Annotated in this window: 13 protein-coding genes; 5 read left to right on the forward strand and 8 right to left on the reverse strand. The window is 43.2% G+C overall.

From position 1 onward, the window contains the following. The first annotated feature begins 434 nt into the window (after nt 1-434). On the forward strand, nt 435-1,172 hold the full coding sequence (locus tag ABD036_RS13055) for a PEP-CTERM/exosortase system-associated acyltransferase (protein WP_343860600.1): 738 nt from the start codon (nt 435-437) through the stop codon (nt 1,170-1,172). A 638-nt stretch (nt 1,173-1,810) separates the two neighbouring features. On the opposite strand, the gene ABD036_RS13060 is transcribed toward ABD036_RS13055, so the two are convergent. The 5 genes from ABD036_RS13060 to ABD036_RS13080 all read right to left on the reverse strand — a co-directional run bounded on the left by ABD036_RS13060 (nt 1,811) and on the right by ABD036_RS13080 (nt 8,232). Further along, entirely contained in the window at nt 1,811-2,626 is an 816-nt protein-coding gene (locus tag ABD036_RS13060; protein ID WP_343860602.1) for a PEP-CTERM sorting domain-containing protein, read from the reverse strand. A 186-nt stretch (nt 2,627-2,812) separates the two neighbouring features. Continuing rightward, nucleotides 2,813-5,479: an XrtA/PEP-CTERM system TPR-repeat protein PrsT gene (gene prsT / locus ABD036_RS13065; protein WP_343860604.1), complete on the reverse strand. Its 2,667-nt coding sequence runs from the start codon at nt 5,477-5,479 to the stop codon at nt 2,813-2,815. A gap of 114 nt (nt 5,480-5,593) precedes the next feature. Next, nucleotides 5,594-6,835, reverse strand: coding sequence for a UDP-N-acetyl-D-mannosamine dehydrogenase (gene wecC / locus ABD036_RS13070; protein WP_343860606.1), 1,242 nt, complete (start codon nt 6,833-6,835; stop codon nt 5,594-5,596). A gap of 9 nt (nt 6,836-6,844) precedes the next feature. After that, entirely contained in the window at nt 6,845-7,969 is a 1,125-nt protein-coding gene (gene wecB / locus ABD036_RS13075) for a non-hydrolyzing UDP-N-acetylglucosamine 2-epimerase (protein WP_343860608.1), read from the reverse strand. Between the two features lie 20 nt (nt 7,970-7,989). Beyond that, a complete protein-coding gene (locus ABD036_RS13080) occupies nt 7,990-8,232 on the reverse strand; it encodes an acyl carrier protein (protein WP_343860610.1) in 243 nt (80 codons plus the stop codon). Between the two features lie 132 nt (nt 8,233-8,364). Here ABD036_RS13080 and ABD036_RS13085 point away from each other — a divergent pair, with 132 nt between their 5' ends. Genes ABD036_RS13085 through ABD036_RS13100 form a run of 4 tightly spaced genes read left to right on the forward strand, consistent with a single transcriptional unit; the run spans nt 8,365 to nt 13,931 of the window. Then, the gene (locus ABD036_RS13085) at nt 8,365-9,942 is read left to right on the forward strand and encodes an acyl-CoA ligase (AMP-forming), exosortase A system-associated (RefSeq protein WP_343860612.1); all 1,578 of its coding nucleotides are present in this window, start codon (nt 8,365-8,367) and stop codon (nt 9,940-9,942) included. After that, nucleotides 9,935-11,170: a pyridoxal-dependent decarboxylase, exosortase A system-associated gene (locus ABD036_RS13090; RefSeq protein WP_343860614.1), complete on the forward strand. Its 1,236-nt coding sequence runs from the start codon at nt 9,935-9,937 to the stop codon at nt 11,168-11,170. The genes ABD036_RS13085 and ABD036_RS13090 overlap by 8 nt, the downstream gene beginning before the upstream one ends. Before the next feature lie 41 nt (nt 11,171-11,211). Further along, nucleotides 11,212-12,465 carry a chondroitinase-B domain-containing protein gene (locus ABD036_RS13095; protein ID WP_343860616.1) on the forward strand — a complete coding sequence of 418 codons (1,254 nt, stop codon included), beginning with the start codon at nt 11,212-11,214 and terminating at the stop codon, nt 12,463-12,465. Then, nucleotides 12,465-13,931: a polysaccharide lyase gene (locus ABD036_RS13100; protein ID WP_343860618.1), complete on the forward strand. Its 1,467-nt coding sequence runs from the start codon at nt 12,465-12,467 to the stop codon at nt 13,929-13,931. Before ABD036_RS13095 ends, ABD036_RS13100 begins: the two co-directional genes overlap by 1 nt. A 70-nt stretch (nt 13,932-14,001) precedes the next feature. Here ABD036_RS13100 and ABD036_RS13105 read toward each other — a convergent pair whose 3' ends face one another. The 3 genes from ABD036_RS13105 to ABD036_RS13115 are packed head-to-tail and all read right to left on the reverse strand — an operon-like array spanning nt 14,002 to nt 18,287. Continuing rightward, nucleotides 14,002-15,222 carry a hypothetical protein gene (locus ABD036_RS13105; RefSeq protein ID WP_343860620.1) on the reverse strand — a complete coding sequence of 407 codons (1,221 nt, stop codon included), beginning with the start codon at nt 15,220-15,222 and terminating at the stop codon, nt 14,002-14,004. Continuing rightward, complete coding sequence (locus ABD036_RS13110; RefSeq protein WP_343860621.1) at nt 15,191-15,991, reverse strand: outer membrane lipoprotein-sorting protein; 801 nt, start codon at nt 15,989-15,991, stop codon at nt 15,191-15,193. Before ABD036_RS13110 ends, ABD036_RS13105 begins: the two co-directional genes overlap by 32 nt. Further along, nucleotides 15,966-18,287, reverse strand: coding sequence for an efflux RND transporter permease subunit (locus ABD036_RS13115; protein ID WP_343860623.1), 2,322 nt, complete (start codon nt 18,285-18,287; stop codon nt 15,966-15,968). Before ABD036_RS13115 ends, ABD036_RS13110 begins: the two co-directional genes overlap by 26 nt. Between the last annotated feature and the right edge of the window lie 18 nt (nt 18,288-18,305).

An 18,305-nucleotide genomic window follows, 5' to 3' on the forward strand; every position in this document is an offset into this window, starting at 1 on the left:
GACTGGTTAATCCGTATTTCTGCACTGACAGTGGGAATCTAATCAGCATAGCTTAAGTATTTAACGAAACACAGGTTAAATAACCTGCCCCTAGATAATAAGTGCCCCTCAATACCGCTCTTTTTGCGCTTATCTGCGTTGAGTGTTCTAGTAATAGACCAGCTATTACGTACGAAAACTCGCCTTGAGAATCGCAACAATTGCATCATTGATGACGACTTTTGAAGTTTCGTTTTTATTTATTCTCAGTAATATTATGAAATAGTTATGTCATAATGAATTTCTCGACACATCTTATCTTACAGTTCAGGTTAATTACCTTTATTCGTTTGACAAATATGGTGTTAAACCCGAAACTTTATGATGCACAAAAATTCATGTGGATCAGTGATCTTTGTTTATAATGATGAATAACTCCTCAAAGGGAAGTCTTAATGACTGAAATTTCAGCTGACAGTATTTCGGGTCATTTTTCGGATTACTTAAAACCGGTATTTTCCGAATCACAGGAACACAAAAATCATTCATACGGAATTCGTCATCAGGTTTATTGTGAAGAATTAAATTTTGAACCTGTGCGCGAAGATAAACTAGAAACCGACAATTTCGATGATCACTCGTATCATTGCCTGATACAGCATCGATCCAGCGAGCGATACGCGGGGACGGTAAGACTGATAGTATCCAATTCTGAAACCCAGCAATTGCCAATTGAGATGTACTGTAAAGAAGCGATTCAAAGACCAGATTTATTTCCCGATAAATTCGACCGAAATGATATCTGTGAAATATCTCGCTTAGCCGTTCCATTAGAGTTTAGACGACGTAAAATGGATGACTATGAGGGTGCCGCTATCGGTATGATCAACAAAGAAAGTTATTCCGAAACCGAACTACGGTGTTTTCCCTTTATCGCGGTGGGCCTTTATCTATCAGCGACTGCTATTTTACTCAATAAAAACATAAACCATTGTTTTGTCATGGTTGAACCTCGGTTAGCTCGCAGCATGCGTTTTGTGGGGCTACCGTTTGAACAGATAGGCCCAGTGATTGATTATCACGGAAAAAGAGCGCCTTTTTATATCCAACCCAAACAAGTTGAAAACAACTTAAAAGATGATTTCAAAGCACTGCTTCGCAACATCAATAACGAAATAACACAGCAATTCTAGCCTATCTATAGTTAACCAAAAATCGGGGGCTCGCAGTTTGTCCTTGCTTGTTACACCTTCAGCAATTCAACAATATAAACCCACTACACTTCTGATCCTTGCCCATGGGTCAATAACCTGAACTCGAGCTAATAAGTAGAAATGCCACTACAACACAGCTTAAAGCCTTCGCAAAGATTGAGTTGTATAACTTTGCCAGGAACAGGGCTAAATTGATTGTGTAAAATTTTTCGACAGTCGTAATACTTTTCTAATATCCCATCATTAACTTAGGAATTAAATGCAAGCTGCTATAGACACTTGTAGGAGTAGTATCTAGCCCCGTAGTAATCACATAAGGAAAAGCCTATTAAAACGCCGTGACTTAGTCTCAGAGGGCTGTTGGCATACATCTAAGTAACGACTTAAGGTGATTTATAACTCAAAAGAACGAAAAGCGCCTTGTAGCAACTCATTAGGAAGAGACTGTGTTCATACTAGGAGAGCGGTGTTGATTAAAAACAAACTACGGCAGGCAGCGCTGCTTTTAGGAATTTAGTGATATTGATAACAACTAGGCATATCTCGCGATAGGTTGCGAATTTCAGACATAAAAAAGCCCGGTAAAACCGGGCTTTCAAAATGCTATTTAAGCAATCTTAGTTTTTACGTCTGCGAGCTGCACCAGCAAGACCTAGTAGACCAAGACCCAATACCGCCAAGCTTGAAGGCTCAGGGATTTGGAAAGAGATTGAACCGTCGTGGTTACCAGTAAGCGTAAAGGTACCATCGTTGTTGTTAGTCGTCTCGACTTCTCTTGGGTCAGTGTTGAAATCAACAAATGCAAAGGTATCAACCATATCATCTAAAAGACTTGTCATTGAACCGTCAGCGAAGTTGAAGACTTCACCCGCATCAACGCCATTAAAGCTTCCAGCACCAACAGAAGAAACAATAGTTCTAAGAGAAGGGCCGCCTGAAGAATTAAACATGCTTACGAAATCAAGCGTGAATAGCTCTACGAAAGCAGCAACAGCATCACCTGCGTTAAACGCGTAAAACGTGATATCACCAGAACTATAAACAGGCGCAAGGGCTGAATCTAGAGTACCGCTTAGGCTAAATTGGAAGGTCAAACCCCAATCACCGTAGCCATTGTCACTCTCAGGACCGAAACTGTTCGGTAAGAAGCCTTCAACAGCGTTAAATGCTAAAGAAGCTTGGTCAGTGAAACCACCAGTAGTCGAAATAGAGTCGCCACCGTCAGGACCGTTTAAATCGTGGTCAGTAACAAGTGATTCTGACTGATAGTTAAATGCAGCTTGGTCTAACCAACCTGTAGTCGTTGCGCCGGCAGCTTTGTTTCTACCATTGTCTCCGAAATCTGCACCAGCATCAATGTAGAATTGGTCAGCTAAAGCAACAGTTGAACTAGTTGCTAAAATGATCCCTGCTAATAAGGACTTAGTTTTCATATCTATTTCTCCAGCGTAATAAATTTTAAGTTTGTAAAGCTGCGTTTCAGTTGCAAGCTTTTCCATGCAAATAACAATGCACTTGCCGTGCCAACTTTTATCTTGTTGTTTTTTAAGAGTATTTTAAAACACCTCTTAAACGAGTGTTAAAATATCTGACACCTTTTTTACACACTCGGCCAAATTTTACAATTTGGCTTTTTGCGCTTCTTCATAGTGGATACGGTAAGTTTGATTACTTGGCTCTTTATCGAATGCCTTTTTGCTTACTTCGATAGCACGCTCAACATTACCATTTTTAAGTAAAGCAACGCCAAGTGTGTCTAGCAGTTTCGGGTTTTCCGGTCTCAATGCCACCGCCCTTTGTGCATAATCAACGGCTTTTGCAGTCTCTCCGGTTTTTCCATACAACCAACTCAGGTTATTCAGCACTACGATATTTTCAGGTAAGACTTGCAACACCACCTCATAATGGGAAATTGCTTTATCTGGCTGCTTTTCCATATAGCGTTCCGCAAGACGAGCTCTTATATCGAGATCTCTTGGCACCTTCAATAGGTGAGCTTCCATAAAGGCTAACCCTTCATCAACTTGCTTTAGATAGGTTTTAGCGTCCGCTATGAGTAGCGCCATTCTACCATCTGGATATACGTTATAACGTTCCTCTAAAAGTGGTAGCGCTTTGCTAAACTCTTTTTGGGCAAAATAAATATGCCCTTGTAATCCCCTAGCGGTAACGCTGTTCTTGGCCTTGTCAGGTAAACTATTAAGTAAACGCTGCGCTACTGAGACATTGCCGTTCATCAAGCTGTAGTGAACTTCCATCACCTGTAACTCGCCGTCATTTTGATGGGTATTTAGCGAGCGTTTTACGGTATCCAAAGCGCCTTTAAAATCACGAATACCATCATAGATGACAATAGCCGCAAGCCACGGCTCTCTGCGCTCGGGCTCAAGTTGTTGCCAGGTTGAATAAATATTGAGTGCATCGGAGGGTCTGTTAAGTGCTAAATAACTATCAGCTTGTCCTTTCCAATAAAACAAGGGCATACCAGTGGATGCAGGTATTTTTGTCAATACCTCAAGAGTCTCTTGAGGTTTTTGCATTAGCACTAAACCCCTAGCATAGTTTAACGACTTCAGAGTATTAGTAGGCTCTTGCTCATAGATCTCACGCATCAACGCTAGCGCGTCTAACGCTTTTTGCTCACTTTGCGAACGTGCTTCTATCAAATAGTCTAGGCTAGCATTAATGTGATCTGGGTTATTTTTTGCCGCTTGTTCTAGCATTGATAGCGCTTGCGCTTCATTTCCCTGTTGTTTGGCTACATCGGCCATAAATTTAAGTGAAGCGGGATTATTTGGTTTTAATGCCAACGCGTCTTCATGGGTGGCTTTAGCTAACTCAGTATTACCTCTCATTTCATAGAGTTCAGCTAATAAGTTGTAAGCGGTAATCTCTTCAGGGGAAGCGTCTACCCATTGTTTTGCAACCTCGATAGCTTGATCAACTTGCTCATCCCTCACGTAAGCCTGAGCTAGCATTAATCGAGCTTGAATCGATTTTGGATCGATTTTCAACGCATCTTCTAGATCTTGAATACCCGATTTGTCGTTCAAAGAAAGTTTTAAAACGCCGAGTCGGACTTTTTCAGTTGCAGAAGTAGGATCCATCTGTTTGGCTAAATCCAGCATTTTTTGTGCAGACGAGTTATCTCCTTGTCTGACTAAATTAAAGCCTGCTTGAGTAAATAAACGGACATCTGACAGGTCGTAAGCGCCTAGGTTTTTCAATGTCTCAGCAGCACCGGAGCTATAACCTAGTCGAAGTTGTATTTCTGCAAACAGTCTTTTGGCAGGATGAGACGGTGGTAAAACATCTTGTACGCTGGCCAAGTGTTTATGCGCCTGTTCAAGATTCTCCTGCTGAAAAGAAGAAACGCCCGCGATTAATTTAACCGTAGCTGAGTTAGAACCTGCCGCTAAAGCCTGCTCCATCGCTAGTTTAGCGCCAGCATAATCTTGTTTGTTATATTTTAGAATGCCTAAGAATTCATTAAGTTTCGCATTTTCTGGCAGTTTAGCTAACAAATCATTGAGCATCGATTCCGCTTGGTCGTATTGCTCGCTTCTAATCAGAGTATCCACTAGCAGGAAATTCCCCTGAGCATCACCGGGCTTTTGTTGGATGTATTTTTCGAAATCTGCGGTTGCTGCCGCATAGTCTTGTTGCACAAGATTCAATTGGCCGCGCAGGAGCACCGCTTCCATAAAGTCTGGTTGGTCCGCGAGCAACTCATCAAGAATAATAATTGCATCGACTGTTTCGCCATCGTATTTAGCATGATAGGCACGACCTAAGCGAGAATAAGTGGATTGTGGAGCAAGCTCGGTAGCGCGCTTAATGGCTAACTTAGCGCGAGAAGCTTGGTTTTTACGAAAAAGCGCTATTCCTTTATATGCCTGCGCAGCAGCCTCGGTTTCACTTGATAAACCGGTAAGCCTTTCCACCAACATAATAATGTCGTCATTGCGACGTAAAAAATCCAATGAACTTAAGTATACCGGTAAGACTTCATTCTTAAAGTAGCCGCCTTCATAGGCGATATTGAGTTCTTTTTCAGCAGATTTTGCGTTTCCCCGTTGGAGATAAACTGAACCAAGTAAAAATCTAGCGCGGAGGTTTTGAGGGTCGGATAACAGTGCATTTTTAAGCACAATAATGGCACTTTCGGTGTCATTTTTTAATATTGCCTGTTCGGCTTCCTGATTATATTCAGATGGTGTTTTTTGTGAGCACCCTGCCAACGCTAGTACACACAGTAATACTCCATATTTTCTAAATGAACGCATAAGTTCCCTTATTATAATAGCTATAAATTAAAGTAAAACGCTGCTTGAGCCTAACTCGAACAGCGTTTCGTACTTGTAAATTTTTCCTAGCTTAACATCCTGATATCTGCTCGGCTAGGCGATCAGACCACTCGAATCAATTAACACTTTTGTATTGAAATGCGATTTATCTAGGCCTTTGAATTGTTTATGGTTAACTAACACAACCACAATATTGGCTTGCGCCAAAGCGGCCTCTAATGAAACCAATTCAATGCCGCTATTGGCGAGTTTTTCCGGCAATGCACGGATATTTGGTTCAACGGCGAGTATTTTCCCCACCCCAGCACTTGCCAAGCGCAAGGTAATATCTAAAGCCGGGCTTTCACGCAGATCATCAATATCCGGTTTGAATGCCAAGCCAAGACAAGCGATGACGGGACGTTTAAACTCATCAGCCGCTTTTTCCACTTTATTGATAACAAAACCGGGTTTGCCGTCATTAACTTCCCGAGCGGTACGGATCATTCGGGCAGATTCAGGTGCTGAATCAACGATGAACCATGGATCCACTGCAATACAATGGCCGCCGACACCAGGTCCCGGCGTGAGGATATTCACCCGTGGGTGACGATTTGCTAAGGCAATTAACTCCCACACATTAATTTTTAGTTCGTCACAAATAATCGATAACTCATTGGCAAACGCAATGTTCACGTCGCGAAAACTATTTTCTGTTAGCTTGGCCATCTCGGCCGTACGCGCTGTGGTAGAAATGCAATTGCCACGCACAAACACTTTGTATAATTCGATGGCTTGTTCGCTACATTGAGGACGCATGCCACCAATGATGCGGTCGTTAGAGACCAGCTCTTCCAAAACTCTGCCCGGCAATACGCGCTCAGGACAGTGGGCAACGAACATATTTGGCTCGCTACTTGGGTGGCCAGGAAACACTAAATCAGGACGCAGCTCTTGTAACCAGCCAGTGAGTTTCTCAGTCGCACCGACCGGTGAGGTCGATTCCAAAATCACCAAATTACCTTGTTCGAGTACCGGCGCAATGGCCTTAGCCGCGTTTTCAATATAACTGAGGTCGGGCTGTTTACCTTCTTTAAAAGGCGTTGGCACCGCAATCATGAAAGCATCAGCTGGCTCAGGAACCATGGACGCGCGTAACTTGCCCATAGTCACCGCAGCTTGCACAACCATATCAAGATCAGGTTCAACAATGTGTACCTTTCCCTGATTAATGGTGTTCACTGCCAGCTCAGATACATCTATACCGACAACCTCAACACCACGAGATGCAATCACTGCGGCGGTAGGCAAACCGATATAGCCTAAACCAATAACGGATACTTTATTAAACTTCATGATAATCCTTTAGCTCTTTAAAATAATTTCAGCGATCCGCTGGCAGGCTTTACCATCACCATACGGGTTGTGGGCAAATGACATGGCCTTGTAGGCATCATCATCGTTGAGTAAGCGTTGCGCTTCATTAACAATGGTTTGATAGTCAGTGCCCACCAGTTTAACCGTTCCCGCTTCAATCGCTTCTGGACGTTCGGTCGTATCGCGCATCACCAACACCGGCTTGCCCAATGAAGGCGCCTCTTCTTGCACACCGCCTGAGTCAGTCAAAATGATATGTGCACGACTCATTAGGTAAACGAATGGCAAGTAGTCTTGCGGTTCAATAAGGAAAATGTTGTCAGTATCGGCTAGCAGACGGTTAACCGGCTCTTGTACATTAGGATTTAGATGCACCGGATACAGTACTTGCACACCGTCATTCTCAGACAGCGTTTTCAATGCTCGGCACATGCTTTCAAATCCACCACCGAAGCTCTCGCGGCGATGTCCCGTAACTAGGATCAATCTTTTGCTATCATCCAAAAAGGCAAATTTCTGCGCCATTTGTTTTTTTAAGGTTTCGTCTTCATTGACCTTTTTGGCAACTTGGATGAGCGCGTCAATAACGGTATTGCCCGTTACAAACACCTGACGGCTATCAACATTTTCAGTTAAAAGGTTATTTTGAGATTTTTGCGTTGGTGCAAAATGCAACTGGGTCAATGACCCGGTTAATTTACGGTTAATCTCTTCTGGCCACGGACTGTAAATATCTCCTGTGCGCAATCCCGCTTCTACATGCCCTACCTCGATACGCTGATAAAATGCCGACAAAGACGCAGCAAACGTAGTAGTGGTATCGCCATGAACTAATACTAAGTCAGGTTTAGCTTGACTAAACACATCACGCAAGCCAAGTAGCGCGCGCGTGGTGATGTCGTAAAGATCTTGTCCTGGTTGCATTAAATCCAAATCGAAATCTGGTGTGATCGAAAACAGTTCTAATACTTGATCAAGCATTTGTCGATGTTGGGCTGTAACACACACACTGACGTCCAACTCTGGATGCTTTTTTAGCTCAATGACAAGGGGAGCCATTTTAATTGCTTCGGGACGAGTCCCGAACACCAACATGATCTTTTTATATCTCATTATTGTGCCTTTAGCAGAGGTTAAACTTTTTCTTCCACGAAACTACAGAGTGAGCCAAAGGTTTCAAAAATATCGGCACTAATTTCATCGTCGTCAATTTCAATACCAAAGGTATCTTCAATTGAGGTTAAAACGGTCACAACCGCCATGGAATCAAACTCGGGGATGGCGCCTAAAAGCGCAGTGTCTTCGTCAAACTCTGTGTCACTAGACAATTGCAACACATCAATTAATATTTCTTTCACAGTCGCGGCTGTATTCATACTATCACTACCTGTATTATTATGTTTAGGTGCTGTGAATGGAAAAACCCCTATCTTCAGCGCACGTATTGTTCCATTATTTGTATTAATAAGAAATAGTTGCAACCCATAAACAAGGGATAAGTATTAAAAATGGTAACATTTTTTGATGAGTTGGTATCACAAACGGCAAAAACTCACAGCGACAAATGTGCGCTAATTTACAAAAACGATGAATTGAGCTATTCACGACTAGATGAGAAAGTGTCACGTCTGGCGGCAGGATTATGTTCCTTAGGATTACAACGGCATGACCGAGTCGCGGTATTTCTGCCTAAATTGCCGCAAACCATTGTAAGTTTATTCGCTACTAGCCGTGCCCAAGGTGTCTTTGTGCCGGTGAATTCAGTGTTGAAAGCGCCGCAGGTGCAACACATTTTGAATGACTGTGACGTACGAGTCTTAATCACCAGTAGCGACAGATTAAAGGTGTTGCAACCGATATTAGCGCAATGTCCATCGGTTCAACATATTGTGCTAATTGATAAGCTCCCAGAAATAGAGCCCATCGAAGTAGCTTTGCACTCGTATCAGGATTTACCGAGCGGAAACTTGCCATCGGCACATCGCGCTGATAACGACATGGCAGCTATATTGTATACATCCGGTAGCACAGGCAAACCCAAAGGGGTGGTGTTATCGCACCGCAATTTGGTTGCCGGCGCCTTGAGTGTTTCACAATACCTAGAAAATACTGAAGATGATGTGATTCTGGCACTACTCCCACTGAGTTTCGATTATGGCTTAAGTCAAATCACCACCGCATTTTTATGTGGTGCTAGTGTTGTACTATTAGACTACTTCTTAGCAGGCGATGTCGTAAAAACAATCGAAAGACATCAAGTAACAGGCCTAGCTGCAGTGCCGCCTTTGTGGCAACAATTAATGAAAGCAAAATGGCCGGAATCAGCCACACAGCAATTACGCTATTTCACTAATTCTGGCGGTGCTATGCCGCAAGTGACTTTGACTCAGATCCGCGCGGTGTTCAACCAAGCCAAACCTTATTTAATGTATGGCTTAACCGAAGCATTTCGCAGTACCTATTTGCCGCCGCATTTGGTCGATGAAAGAATCGGCTCTATGGGTAAGGCGATCCCGAATGCTGAAGTAATGGTGGTTCGAGAAGATGGCAGCGAGTGCGATCCTGATGAACCCGGTGAATTAGTGCATCGCGGACCGCACGTCAGCCTTGGTTATTGGAATGATGAGGCCAAAACTGCTGAAAGATTCAAGCCGGTTCCGGCTAAGTTAGCTGGATTAGTCTTGCCTGAAATGGCAGTTTGGTCAGGCGATACAGTAAAACGAGATAAAGACGGCTTCTTATATTTCGTTGGTCGTAAAGATGAAATGATAAAAACATCAGGATATAGAGTCAGTCCGATGGAAGTAGAAGAAGCCTGTTACCAAGGCTCAAATGACATAGCGGAAGCTATTGCCTGTGGCATTAATGATGCTGAACTTGGTCAAGCCATTGTGCTTTTGTTAGTAAAGAAAGACAATGTTGCAACCTCAGAAAAAGATATTCTCAACCAGTGCAAAAAAGCGTTGCCTAATTTTATGCATCCAAAGCACGTAGAATTCAGAGATGCCCTGCCGCGCAATCCAAACGGAAAAGTCGACCGCAGCGCATTGAGCAAAGAAGTTAAGGATAAGTACCAAAATGTCTAAACCAACCCCTGTTCACGCAACCATGAACCAATTCGAGGTTCGTGACAATCAGATACTTATTGGTGGTAAGGATCTCGATACGCTCTGTGCCATGTTAGATAAGTCGGTGTTTTACGCGTATGACAAAAACGTGGTCAAAGCACAAATAGACCTTTTCCACCAAGCTATCCCCAAACACATAAAATTACATTACGCGATTAAAGCGAACCCCTACCCGCCTTTGGTTAATGCCATGAAAGACTGGGTAGAAGGCTTTGATGTCGCTTCGCAAAAAGAAATGTTGTTGGCAGTACAATCTGGTATGCCGGTTAAAGACATTAGTTTTGCAGGTCCTAGCAAACAAGAAAGTGAAATAAAAGCGGCTATCTGTGCGGGAGTCACTTTACATGTGGAATCAGAGTTAGAGTTATCTCGCGCTATCGAATTTGGTGACGAACTGGGTATTTTGCCTATTATCGCATTTCGGGTTAATCCCGCCTTTGAATTAAAAGCGTCCGGTATGAAAATGGGTGGCGGCCCCAAACAGTTTGGTATAGACGAAGAACGTCTAATGGAAATATTACCGGTACTAGATTATGAAAAAATCCAATTCAGGGGCTTCCACATCTATTGGGGTTCACAAAACCTCAAGCAAGAAGCCATCATGGATGCACATAATAAAACCTTTGCGCTGGCGCAACGTTTAATCGACTTGACGCCAACGAGTGTCGAAACGGTTAATATCGGCGGCGGCTTTGGCATCCCCTATTTTGCTGGAGAAACCCGACTCGATCTAAAACCAATAGGTGAAAACCTACACACTTTGCTTGGTCAATATCCTGCTCTTGCTAATATAGAAGTGATCATTGAACTAGGCCGTTTTTTAGTGGCCGAAGCGGGAATCTATGCCAGTAAAATTACCGATAAAAAAGTCTCTCGTGGGCATACCTATTTGATGACCAATGGTGGACTGCATCATCATTTATCCAACTCAGGGAATTTTGGTCAGGTGATCCGTAAAAATTACCCCGTTGCGATCGGTAATAAAATGAACTCCGAGGCTAACAAAGAGTCGGTAACGGCCGTCGGTCCATTATGCACACCACTAGATACCCTTGCTGATAAAATGATGTTAACGGATCCACAAATCGGCGATTGGTTGGTGATATTTCAATCTGGCGCTTATGGTCCTACCGCCAGTCCGCAGGACTTCCTGGGGCACCCTCACGTTGTCGAAATCGTACTTTAGCACAATGGCAATGGTAAATTGGGGGGCCTAACATCATTAAATTGAAATGGTGGATAGCTGCGCTGCTAATCATTACGATTAGTTTGTGGTTGGTGTTACGTTATACGGTGTCTGGTCAATATTTGACTCTGAAAGCGAAACAGTATGTCGAACTCAACGTGCCTAAGAATACAGGATTTCGCCAGCACGGTTTAAAGTGGGTGCAGTCGGTTTTGGCGTCGTTCCCCACTTCACAGCTGTTGCACTATGACCGTAGCAAGCTAAATATTGGCTTTCAATCTCATGTGGAAGACAAACAGGCTAACAGTGCTAACTCAACTCACCAATATTTAGTCAGTAATGTAAAGCAACTGCAGACAACTCTTTACAATGCTCAACCTGGCGACCTAATTTGGTTAGCACCGGGCGACTATCAGGTAACCAAACGTCTCAGTCTTGGTGCAAGCGGCACACAACACGACCCCATTGTACTGAGTGCCAAAATATCCGGTAGTGTGCGTCTACTCATTGATACTAGCGAAGGGCTGTATTTAGATAAAAGCTACTGGCACATTCGCAATCTAATCTTCAACGGTGTATGTCAATCTGATGCTCGTTGTGAACATGCGATCCATGTGTATGGTGATGCCGATCATATTGTGATCCAGAATAATCAATTTATCGATTTTAATGCCGCTATTAAAGCCAATGGCAATTATGCCAATAAAGTGAATACCTTTGCTGATCACGTCAATATTACCAAGAATGACTTCTACAATACTAAATTGAGGCAAACTACCACGCCAAGCAGCCCAATCGATGTGGTGGGCGGTAATAATTGGGTAGTAAGTAAAAACTACATAGCTGACTTTGCTCGCGTCGCCACAGGGAAAATGTCAGTCACATACGGTGCATTTATGAAGGGCGGTGGCAATGATGGTCTGTTTGAGGAGAATGTGGTGAACTGTGCGTCAGCGCTGGCATATCAATCTCACCTTGATGTCCGTATAGGGTTGTCCTTTGGCGATGGGGGAACTGAAAAAGCGTTTTGTCAGTCGCACCAATGTGACACTGAACACAATGGTGGCAAAATCCGCAACAACGTCATTTTAAATTGTGTCAACGATGTCAGCATTTACTTGAATAAAGCTGCAGGCACAGTGATAAGTGGCAATACCTTACTCAATTCTCAAGGTATTGATGCGCGTTTTCCACAAACCTCGGTGAGCGTCGTTGATAACTATTATCAAGGTAGGATCCAAGCACGAGACGGTGCGTTTATTAGTGAGAGAAACAACCAAAGGATAGAAGAATAATGGCAATGAAACATGTTCTGCACAGTCGTTTTTGGCTAACGTTTTGGTTTTTTAGTTTTGCGCCAATGGCAACAAGCGCGGCTGTTTTTGACGATAGCGTTACTTATGCTTTTTCTAGTTCAGCAGCCAAGGTATTTTGGCCTGGCGGTCAGTTTGACGAGTTTCATCAACAATACGCTAAAAAAATCGTTGAGTTCGAGGTTAAAGATTTAGACAAAGAGCGGATTATTGAACTGGACCTTGACACTGTACTTCTAAACCAAGAGCTTACCTTAACCATAGATAGTCGTGGCGCAAAGTCGGGTATAGCTGACTTTTACAGTGCTGAGCATAACACCTATAAAGCGCCACAGATTGTTTATGAAGTCGCTGGACAAAAACGCTTACTCGTTGCCAGCATCGATACTTTCGTTGCTCGCAAAGATCGCAAATCGAAAAGTAAAGACGCAGTGGTAAAAGCGGGTAGCGGAGTCACTACCTTATTATTGTTTGAATTCCCCAGTGATATCGATCTACAGCAGGTGAAAAATAGCAAGTTAGTGCTCACAACAACCGATCGCCAATTTGGCCCATCTTTATTAGCATTGAACCAATTAATTTACTCAGCTCCTGCGCTCAAAGTGGAGACTTCCGGTATTGCGGATAAATACATACTGGACAAAGGGATCGCTAATGATAAAGCGGTTTTTTATGCGGATGATTTTGATGACCAAGATTGGTTGACCGGTTTAAAATTAACCGTAGGTATGACGAAGCCTGTGTGGCAAAACACCGGCGAATTAGAATACGTTGACCACAAAGATGTGAGACATTTTAGTGGAGAGCCAGGTAAAGCCGTGCGTATGCCGTTCACCACCAAACAAAACCTCGCTGGAAATTTAGACTATTATTTCGCCAAACATGCTGGGCGTGAGCCCGAAGAGGCTTACTTCAGATACTACACATTGTTAGCGCCAGGCTCATACGTTTCAGGTGGTGGTAAACTTCCCGGCTTTGGCGGTACTTACAATAAGGCTGGTTGGGGCGGAAGAGCGAATAATGGCGAAAACGGTTGGTCATCACGTGGCGCTTTCTACCAATCTATCAATGCAAAAAATCCACTGTGGGGCGGAAGAATGCCTATCGGCAGTTATATTTATGAAGTAGATACAAAAAATAAGTACGGCAAGTCAATCCCATGGGGGCACGAACGCTCAACGTTGCAACCCGGTAAATGGGTAGCCATTGAACAGTACCTTAAGCTAAATACGCCTGGAAAATCCGATGGCGTGCTACATGTGTGGATCGATGGCGCGAAGATATACTCACGTAATAACTTACATTTTCGTGATACCGACAAATTGAAGATAGAGAAAATTTGGCTTAATTTCTATTTCGGGGGCGTTGCAAAGCCGAGTAAAAACTTTGATATGTACATAGACAACATTGTCATCGCTTCAAGCTATATAGGCCCTGTCAGACAATAATTTAACGTAATTGATTAAGCATAAAAGACAAAAGTGACTGTGCAACGAGCACAGTCACTTGAAACTAGAACTAAAAATAATATTCCAAACTTAATTCGACAAAATCGTCACGACGGAATTGATAAATAGGCTCATTGGGTACTTCACTGCTAAATAACCAAGCGTCCAGCTTCCACTTCCAATTATCGCTAATGCGACTCGAGGCTTCAATAAATGCCATGCGACTAGAAGACTCATCCAGATCCTGAACCATGCCGAGTAAAACTTCCGTCCCGTCTATATCGTTAAACACGATACGAGAGCCCAACATCAAATCGTTCTGAGAAGGCACCAGTAATAAGTTGTCTCGACCATCATATTGATATTCCATCAACCAGCCTAAATCAAAGGCTGTGTCAAAAACGCCTACTTTGGTATATTCAAATCCACCCACAAGGGCTGAGTAGTTTTCCGCGTTAGTGCGGCGACTTATCCCTTCGAATTTAAATAGCCAAGCTCCTTTTACCGCCAAAATATCGATGCCAGCTTGCTGCATTTGCGGATAAAAGGGTCTCAACGTCGTTATGTTTTCATCGATTTGCGGCATCAAAATTGGCTCACGTGACGTGCCATCAAAGTAGGATAACCCGACATCCCAATCGCCAAGCGTATGCTGCCATCTAACGGCCCAATCAAGATTACGCTGCTCATCCTCAGATTCATAAATCGGATTGTCAGTATCAACATCAAAGGCAAATCTTGGACGACCGTCTAAGCCAGCGAAAGTTCGCTCCCGAAAATAGGGTAAGACATAAATTGAAGTTGTACCCCAATCCCTAATTAGGGACAAATTGACCATTGGCTGACCTAGTTTATCTTCACCATCAATCGCCTCAATTGAGTCGGTTTGATTGATAACGTCGACTAAATGCAAGGACTCAGTTTGCCCCCAAAATACTTTACCAATGCCCGTTCGCAATTCCCAATCATCGCCAACATGTAACCAAATCAACTCACGAATATCAGCATGCGAGCGCTCTTGGTCATTTTGATCGAGTCGATAGAAAGGTTTAAACAGAATACTATCATCGCCGTCATTGAACGCTTTGTAGATTTCAGCTTGCGCAAAAATCGAAAAGTTCGCCCTATCTTGCTCGGCATATAACGCATCTTGTAAAAAATAACGTTGCTCAAAGACGGCCGAGCCGCGCACCTCTATTTCATCCGCCTGAATGCTTTGTGACAGGCACAACGCTAATGCGAAGGTGGCTGCTGAAGCCTTACCTAGCCCGTTTAAGACTGTTCTTGTCAAAGTCGCCGTCCTCTAAACCCGTTTTAAATTCAATACTGTGTGTAATTAGCTCGGTGCTTTTACCGTTTTGTTCGTTAAACATTTCGCTACGCAATGGCCGCCAATACTTATCGAGATATTGCGTGTACTCGTCAAATTCCAAGGTCTTTAACAAACTTTTTTTCTTGTCGTAGAACTCGATTTTATAGGGTATGTAACGTTCCTGATCGATCCACACTTTTTGTCGAGAGTAACCTGAATACTCGTCTACTGGATACTGATCAACGATAAACATAGGACGATCTTTATAGGTTTCTTCTCCCAAATATTTGAAGGTAAACTTTTCTACTTCAAATGTGGTCATGTCTTCATAGGCAAATTCGCTGCCCATAAACGGACCTGACTTATTGCGCGACGCTATGCGCTTTACCCTTTTCAACGCAGGCAAGTATATCCATTGATCATCTGGAATAATGGCATGTGAGAAATTTAGGAATGCCGTACCTTGAACATCTCGTGGTTCATCAAAAATAGTCAATGCTTTATCACCATCATTTAGCACTTCAAGTGCTTTGGTGCGCATACGACGTTCAGTTTGCTGGCCCTGTGAATTACGCAAGATCATGGTCAGTTCGGCGACAGAGTCTTGCCAGCCCAAATCTCGAACTTTCCTTTCTTTGGCAATTTCCAGCCCTTTTTGCTCAGCATCTTGTGCAATGGAAAAATGACTAAAAAGTATGAATGAGCCAACAATGATAAAAGAATTAAAGTGCTGAATGTGTCTTTTCATGAATAACATCCCCTGACGGTGTATGTTTATCGAAAACTAATAGAAATGCGGGCAAAAACAGAAAATCGACTGCCAGCGCCACAACAATAATGATCCCGGTTAACAGCCCCATATCGGAATTCAACGCAAAACTTGAAAGAGTCAATACGGCAAATCCTAAGGTCAGTACTACGGTGGTGATCCATAACGCTTTGCCGACACTTCTAAACGCGTAACGAACCGCATCTTCTGCCGTGTTTCCTTGCTGCCTTGCGTATTGGTACTTGCTTAGAAAGTGTACAGTATCGTCGACTATTATACCTAATGCCATGCTTAATACGACTGACAGACCCATATTAATTTCACCAGAGTATATCCCCCAGATGCCAAAGCCAATTCCGGCAGGCAATAGATTCGGAATAAGACTTATACCGCCCATGCGCCATGAACCCAATGCGAAGACTAATATTAAACTAATTAATACCAGTGCCAACAGTGTGCCATTTAACAAGCTGTTCATATTGGCTTCGCCAATATGCGCGAACATCAGGTTTTGACTGCCCGCCGTCATTCTCAAATCAGGCGCATTCTGAGCAATCCACTGATATGCTTGTTGCTCGAATTCGGTTACTTCCTTACTACCAAGATTTTGCATCGTGACTGAAATCCGAGTTCCCGACTTATCAATGTTCAACTGATTATTAAGATCCAAATTAAATGGTAGAGACATCTCATAAAGAAGCAGGAACTGCGCCGCTAACTCTTGATTTTCAGGCAGTCGGTAATAACTCGGATCATCACCGTGCATGTTCATGTTCAAACGCAAAAAGATGTCGGTAATACTGGCAACATGATCGACTTCAGGCAAGGATTTCAACCATAGACTGAATTCGTGGATTTGCTTTAATACCTTGGGTTGATTAATGCCGGAGTCAAGGTCCGTAAAAATACCAAAATCGACTGTTGTCATGCCACTAAGCAAATCGCGCTGTGTATCTGCAGCAATTTTGAACTCGGCACTTTTATGAAAGTACTCTACAGGTACATCATTAATTTTATTTAAGGTAGAAGCACCAATAGCAGCCACTGCAATAATCAGCGAAAACGGCAAGATTCTTTTGTGGTGAGCAATGACCCACTCGCCAACTCGCACAAAGCTATCGGATTGTGTGGTAGTTTGGGGTTTCACTTTGATTGGCATTATAACCAGCAATGACGGCAACAAAGTAACTGATAATACGAATGCAATCATGACGCCTATGGCCGTAAGTGTACCCAGATCGGCTAAAGCGGGAACATCGGAGAAATTTAACGTTAAGAATCCGATGGCGGTGGTGGCACTGGTGATAAAAATCGGTTTGAGGTTTAGCTGCATACTCGCTTCAATGGCTTGCAACTTACTGCTGCCCTTTTTTAACTCGTAAAGTAAAGACGCGATAACATGCACCGAATCAGCCACAGCCAGCGTCATCACCAAGGTGGGCACATTCACCGTGGCGGTGGTTAAATCAAACCCTGTCCAACCACCAACTCCCATGCTTGCAACGATAGACAGTATCACCACCAACAAGGTTGCAAAGGTACCAACAAAGGAACGTAAAAGTATCCAAAGTACCAAGATAATCACCCCGAACATCAGCGGAACCAGCGTAGCTGCATCGGTTTTAGCTTCATGCTCGAATGCCGCATTCATGAATACAATACCGGTGTGGAAAAATTCATGGTCAGGGTAAATTTGTCGATATTTATCGGTCAGTTCGCGAATAGAATTCACTACTTTGGCAGTGGCTTCGGTTTTATCACCGTCCGGCATATTGAGGGTAATGGCGATTAAAGCGACGCGGCCTTGCTCATCGACCAAGCGGTCTTTTAAGTTTGGTTCGCTCAGTGCCACTTGTTTGACTCTTTCTACTACGCGTTGATCAATATCATCGGCGTCATAGATTAACTGCTCGACGATCATATCGTCTTGCTCTGCCCAAGTATGTTGGAAGTTGGTTACCGAATCGACGCGCGTAGAGAGTGGGGTTTGCCATGCATCTTCAGTAATGTCAGTAATCAGTTTGAGTGTCTTGGGATTAAAAATCGATTTTTGCTTTGGAACAACAAGAATATTGGCACTTTCATTCTTACTGAAAGTCGCTTGCATGGTCTCGAAAGCCACTCGTTGCGGATTATCTTCTTCAAAGAAAACTTTATAGTCGCCGTTGAATTTTAAAAACTGAGCACCGGATCCTAGCGACAAGACCACAACTAACATCAGTAAAATAACAAACCATGGCTTGTGTAAAATCGTATCCAACCAAAATTGGCGCATTTAAAACCCCTATCTAGA

It is taken from the genome of Aliiglaciecola litoralis (genome assembly GCF_039523355.1).
Taxonomy (GTDB): Bacteria; Pseudomonadota; Gammaproteobacteria; order Enterobacterales; family Alteromonadaceae; genus Aliiglaciecola; species Aliiglaciecola litoralis.

Coding starts and splice junctions, on each gene's coding strand:
- ABD036_RS13055 (WP_343860600.1), top strand. CDS start 435: ATGACTGAAATTTCAGCTGACAGTATTTCGGGTCATTTTTCGGATTAC.
- ABD036_RS13060 (WP_343860602.1), bottom strand. CDS start 2,626: ATGAAAACTAAGTCCTTATTAGCAGGGATCATTTTAGCAACTAGTTCA.
- prsT (WP_343860604.1), bottom strand. CDS start 5,479: ATGCGTTCATTTAGAAAATATGGAGTATTACTGTGTGTACTAGCGTTG.
- wecC (WP_343860606.1), bottom strand. CDS start 6,835: ATGAAGTTTAATAAAGTATCCGTTATTGGTTTAGGCTATATCGGTTTG.
- wecB (WP_343860608.1), bottom strand. CDS start 7,969: ATGAGATATAAAAAGATCATGTTGGTGTTCGGGACTCGTCCCGAAGCA.
- ABD036_RS13080 (WP_343860610.1), bottom strand. CDS start 8,232: ATGAATACAGCCGCGACTGTGAAAGAAATATTAATTGATGTGTTGCAA.
- ABD036_RS13085 (WP_343860612.1), top strand. CDS start 8,365: ATGGTAACATTTTTTGATGAGTTGGTATCACAAACGGCAAAAACTCAC.
- ABD036_RS13090 (WP_343860614.1), top strand. CDS start 9,935: ATGTCTAAACCAACCCCTGTTCACGCAACCATGAACCAATTCGAGGTT.
- ABD036_RS13100 (WP_343860618.1), top strand. CDS start 12,465: ATGGCAATGAAACATGTTCTGCACAGTCGTTTTTGGCTAACGTTTTGG.
- ABD036_RS13110 (WP_343860621.1), bottom strand. CDS start 15,991: ATGAAAAGACACATTCAGCACTTTAATTCTTTTATCATTGTTGGCTCA.
- ABD036_RS13115 (WP_343860623.1), bottom strand. CDS start 18,287: ATGCGCCAATTTTGGTTGGATACGATTTTACACAAGCCATGGTTTGTT.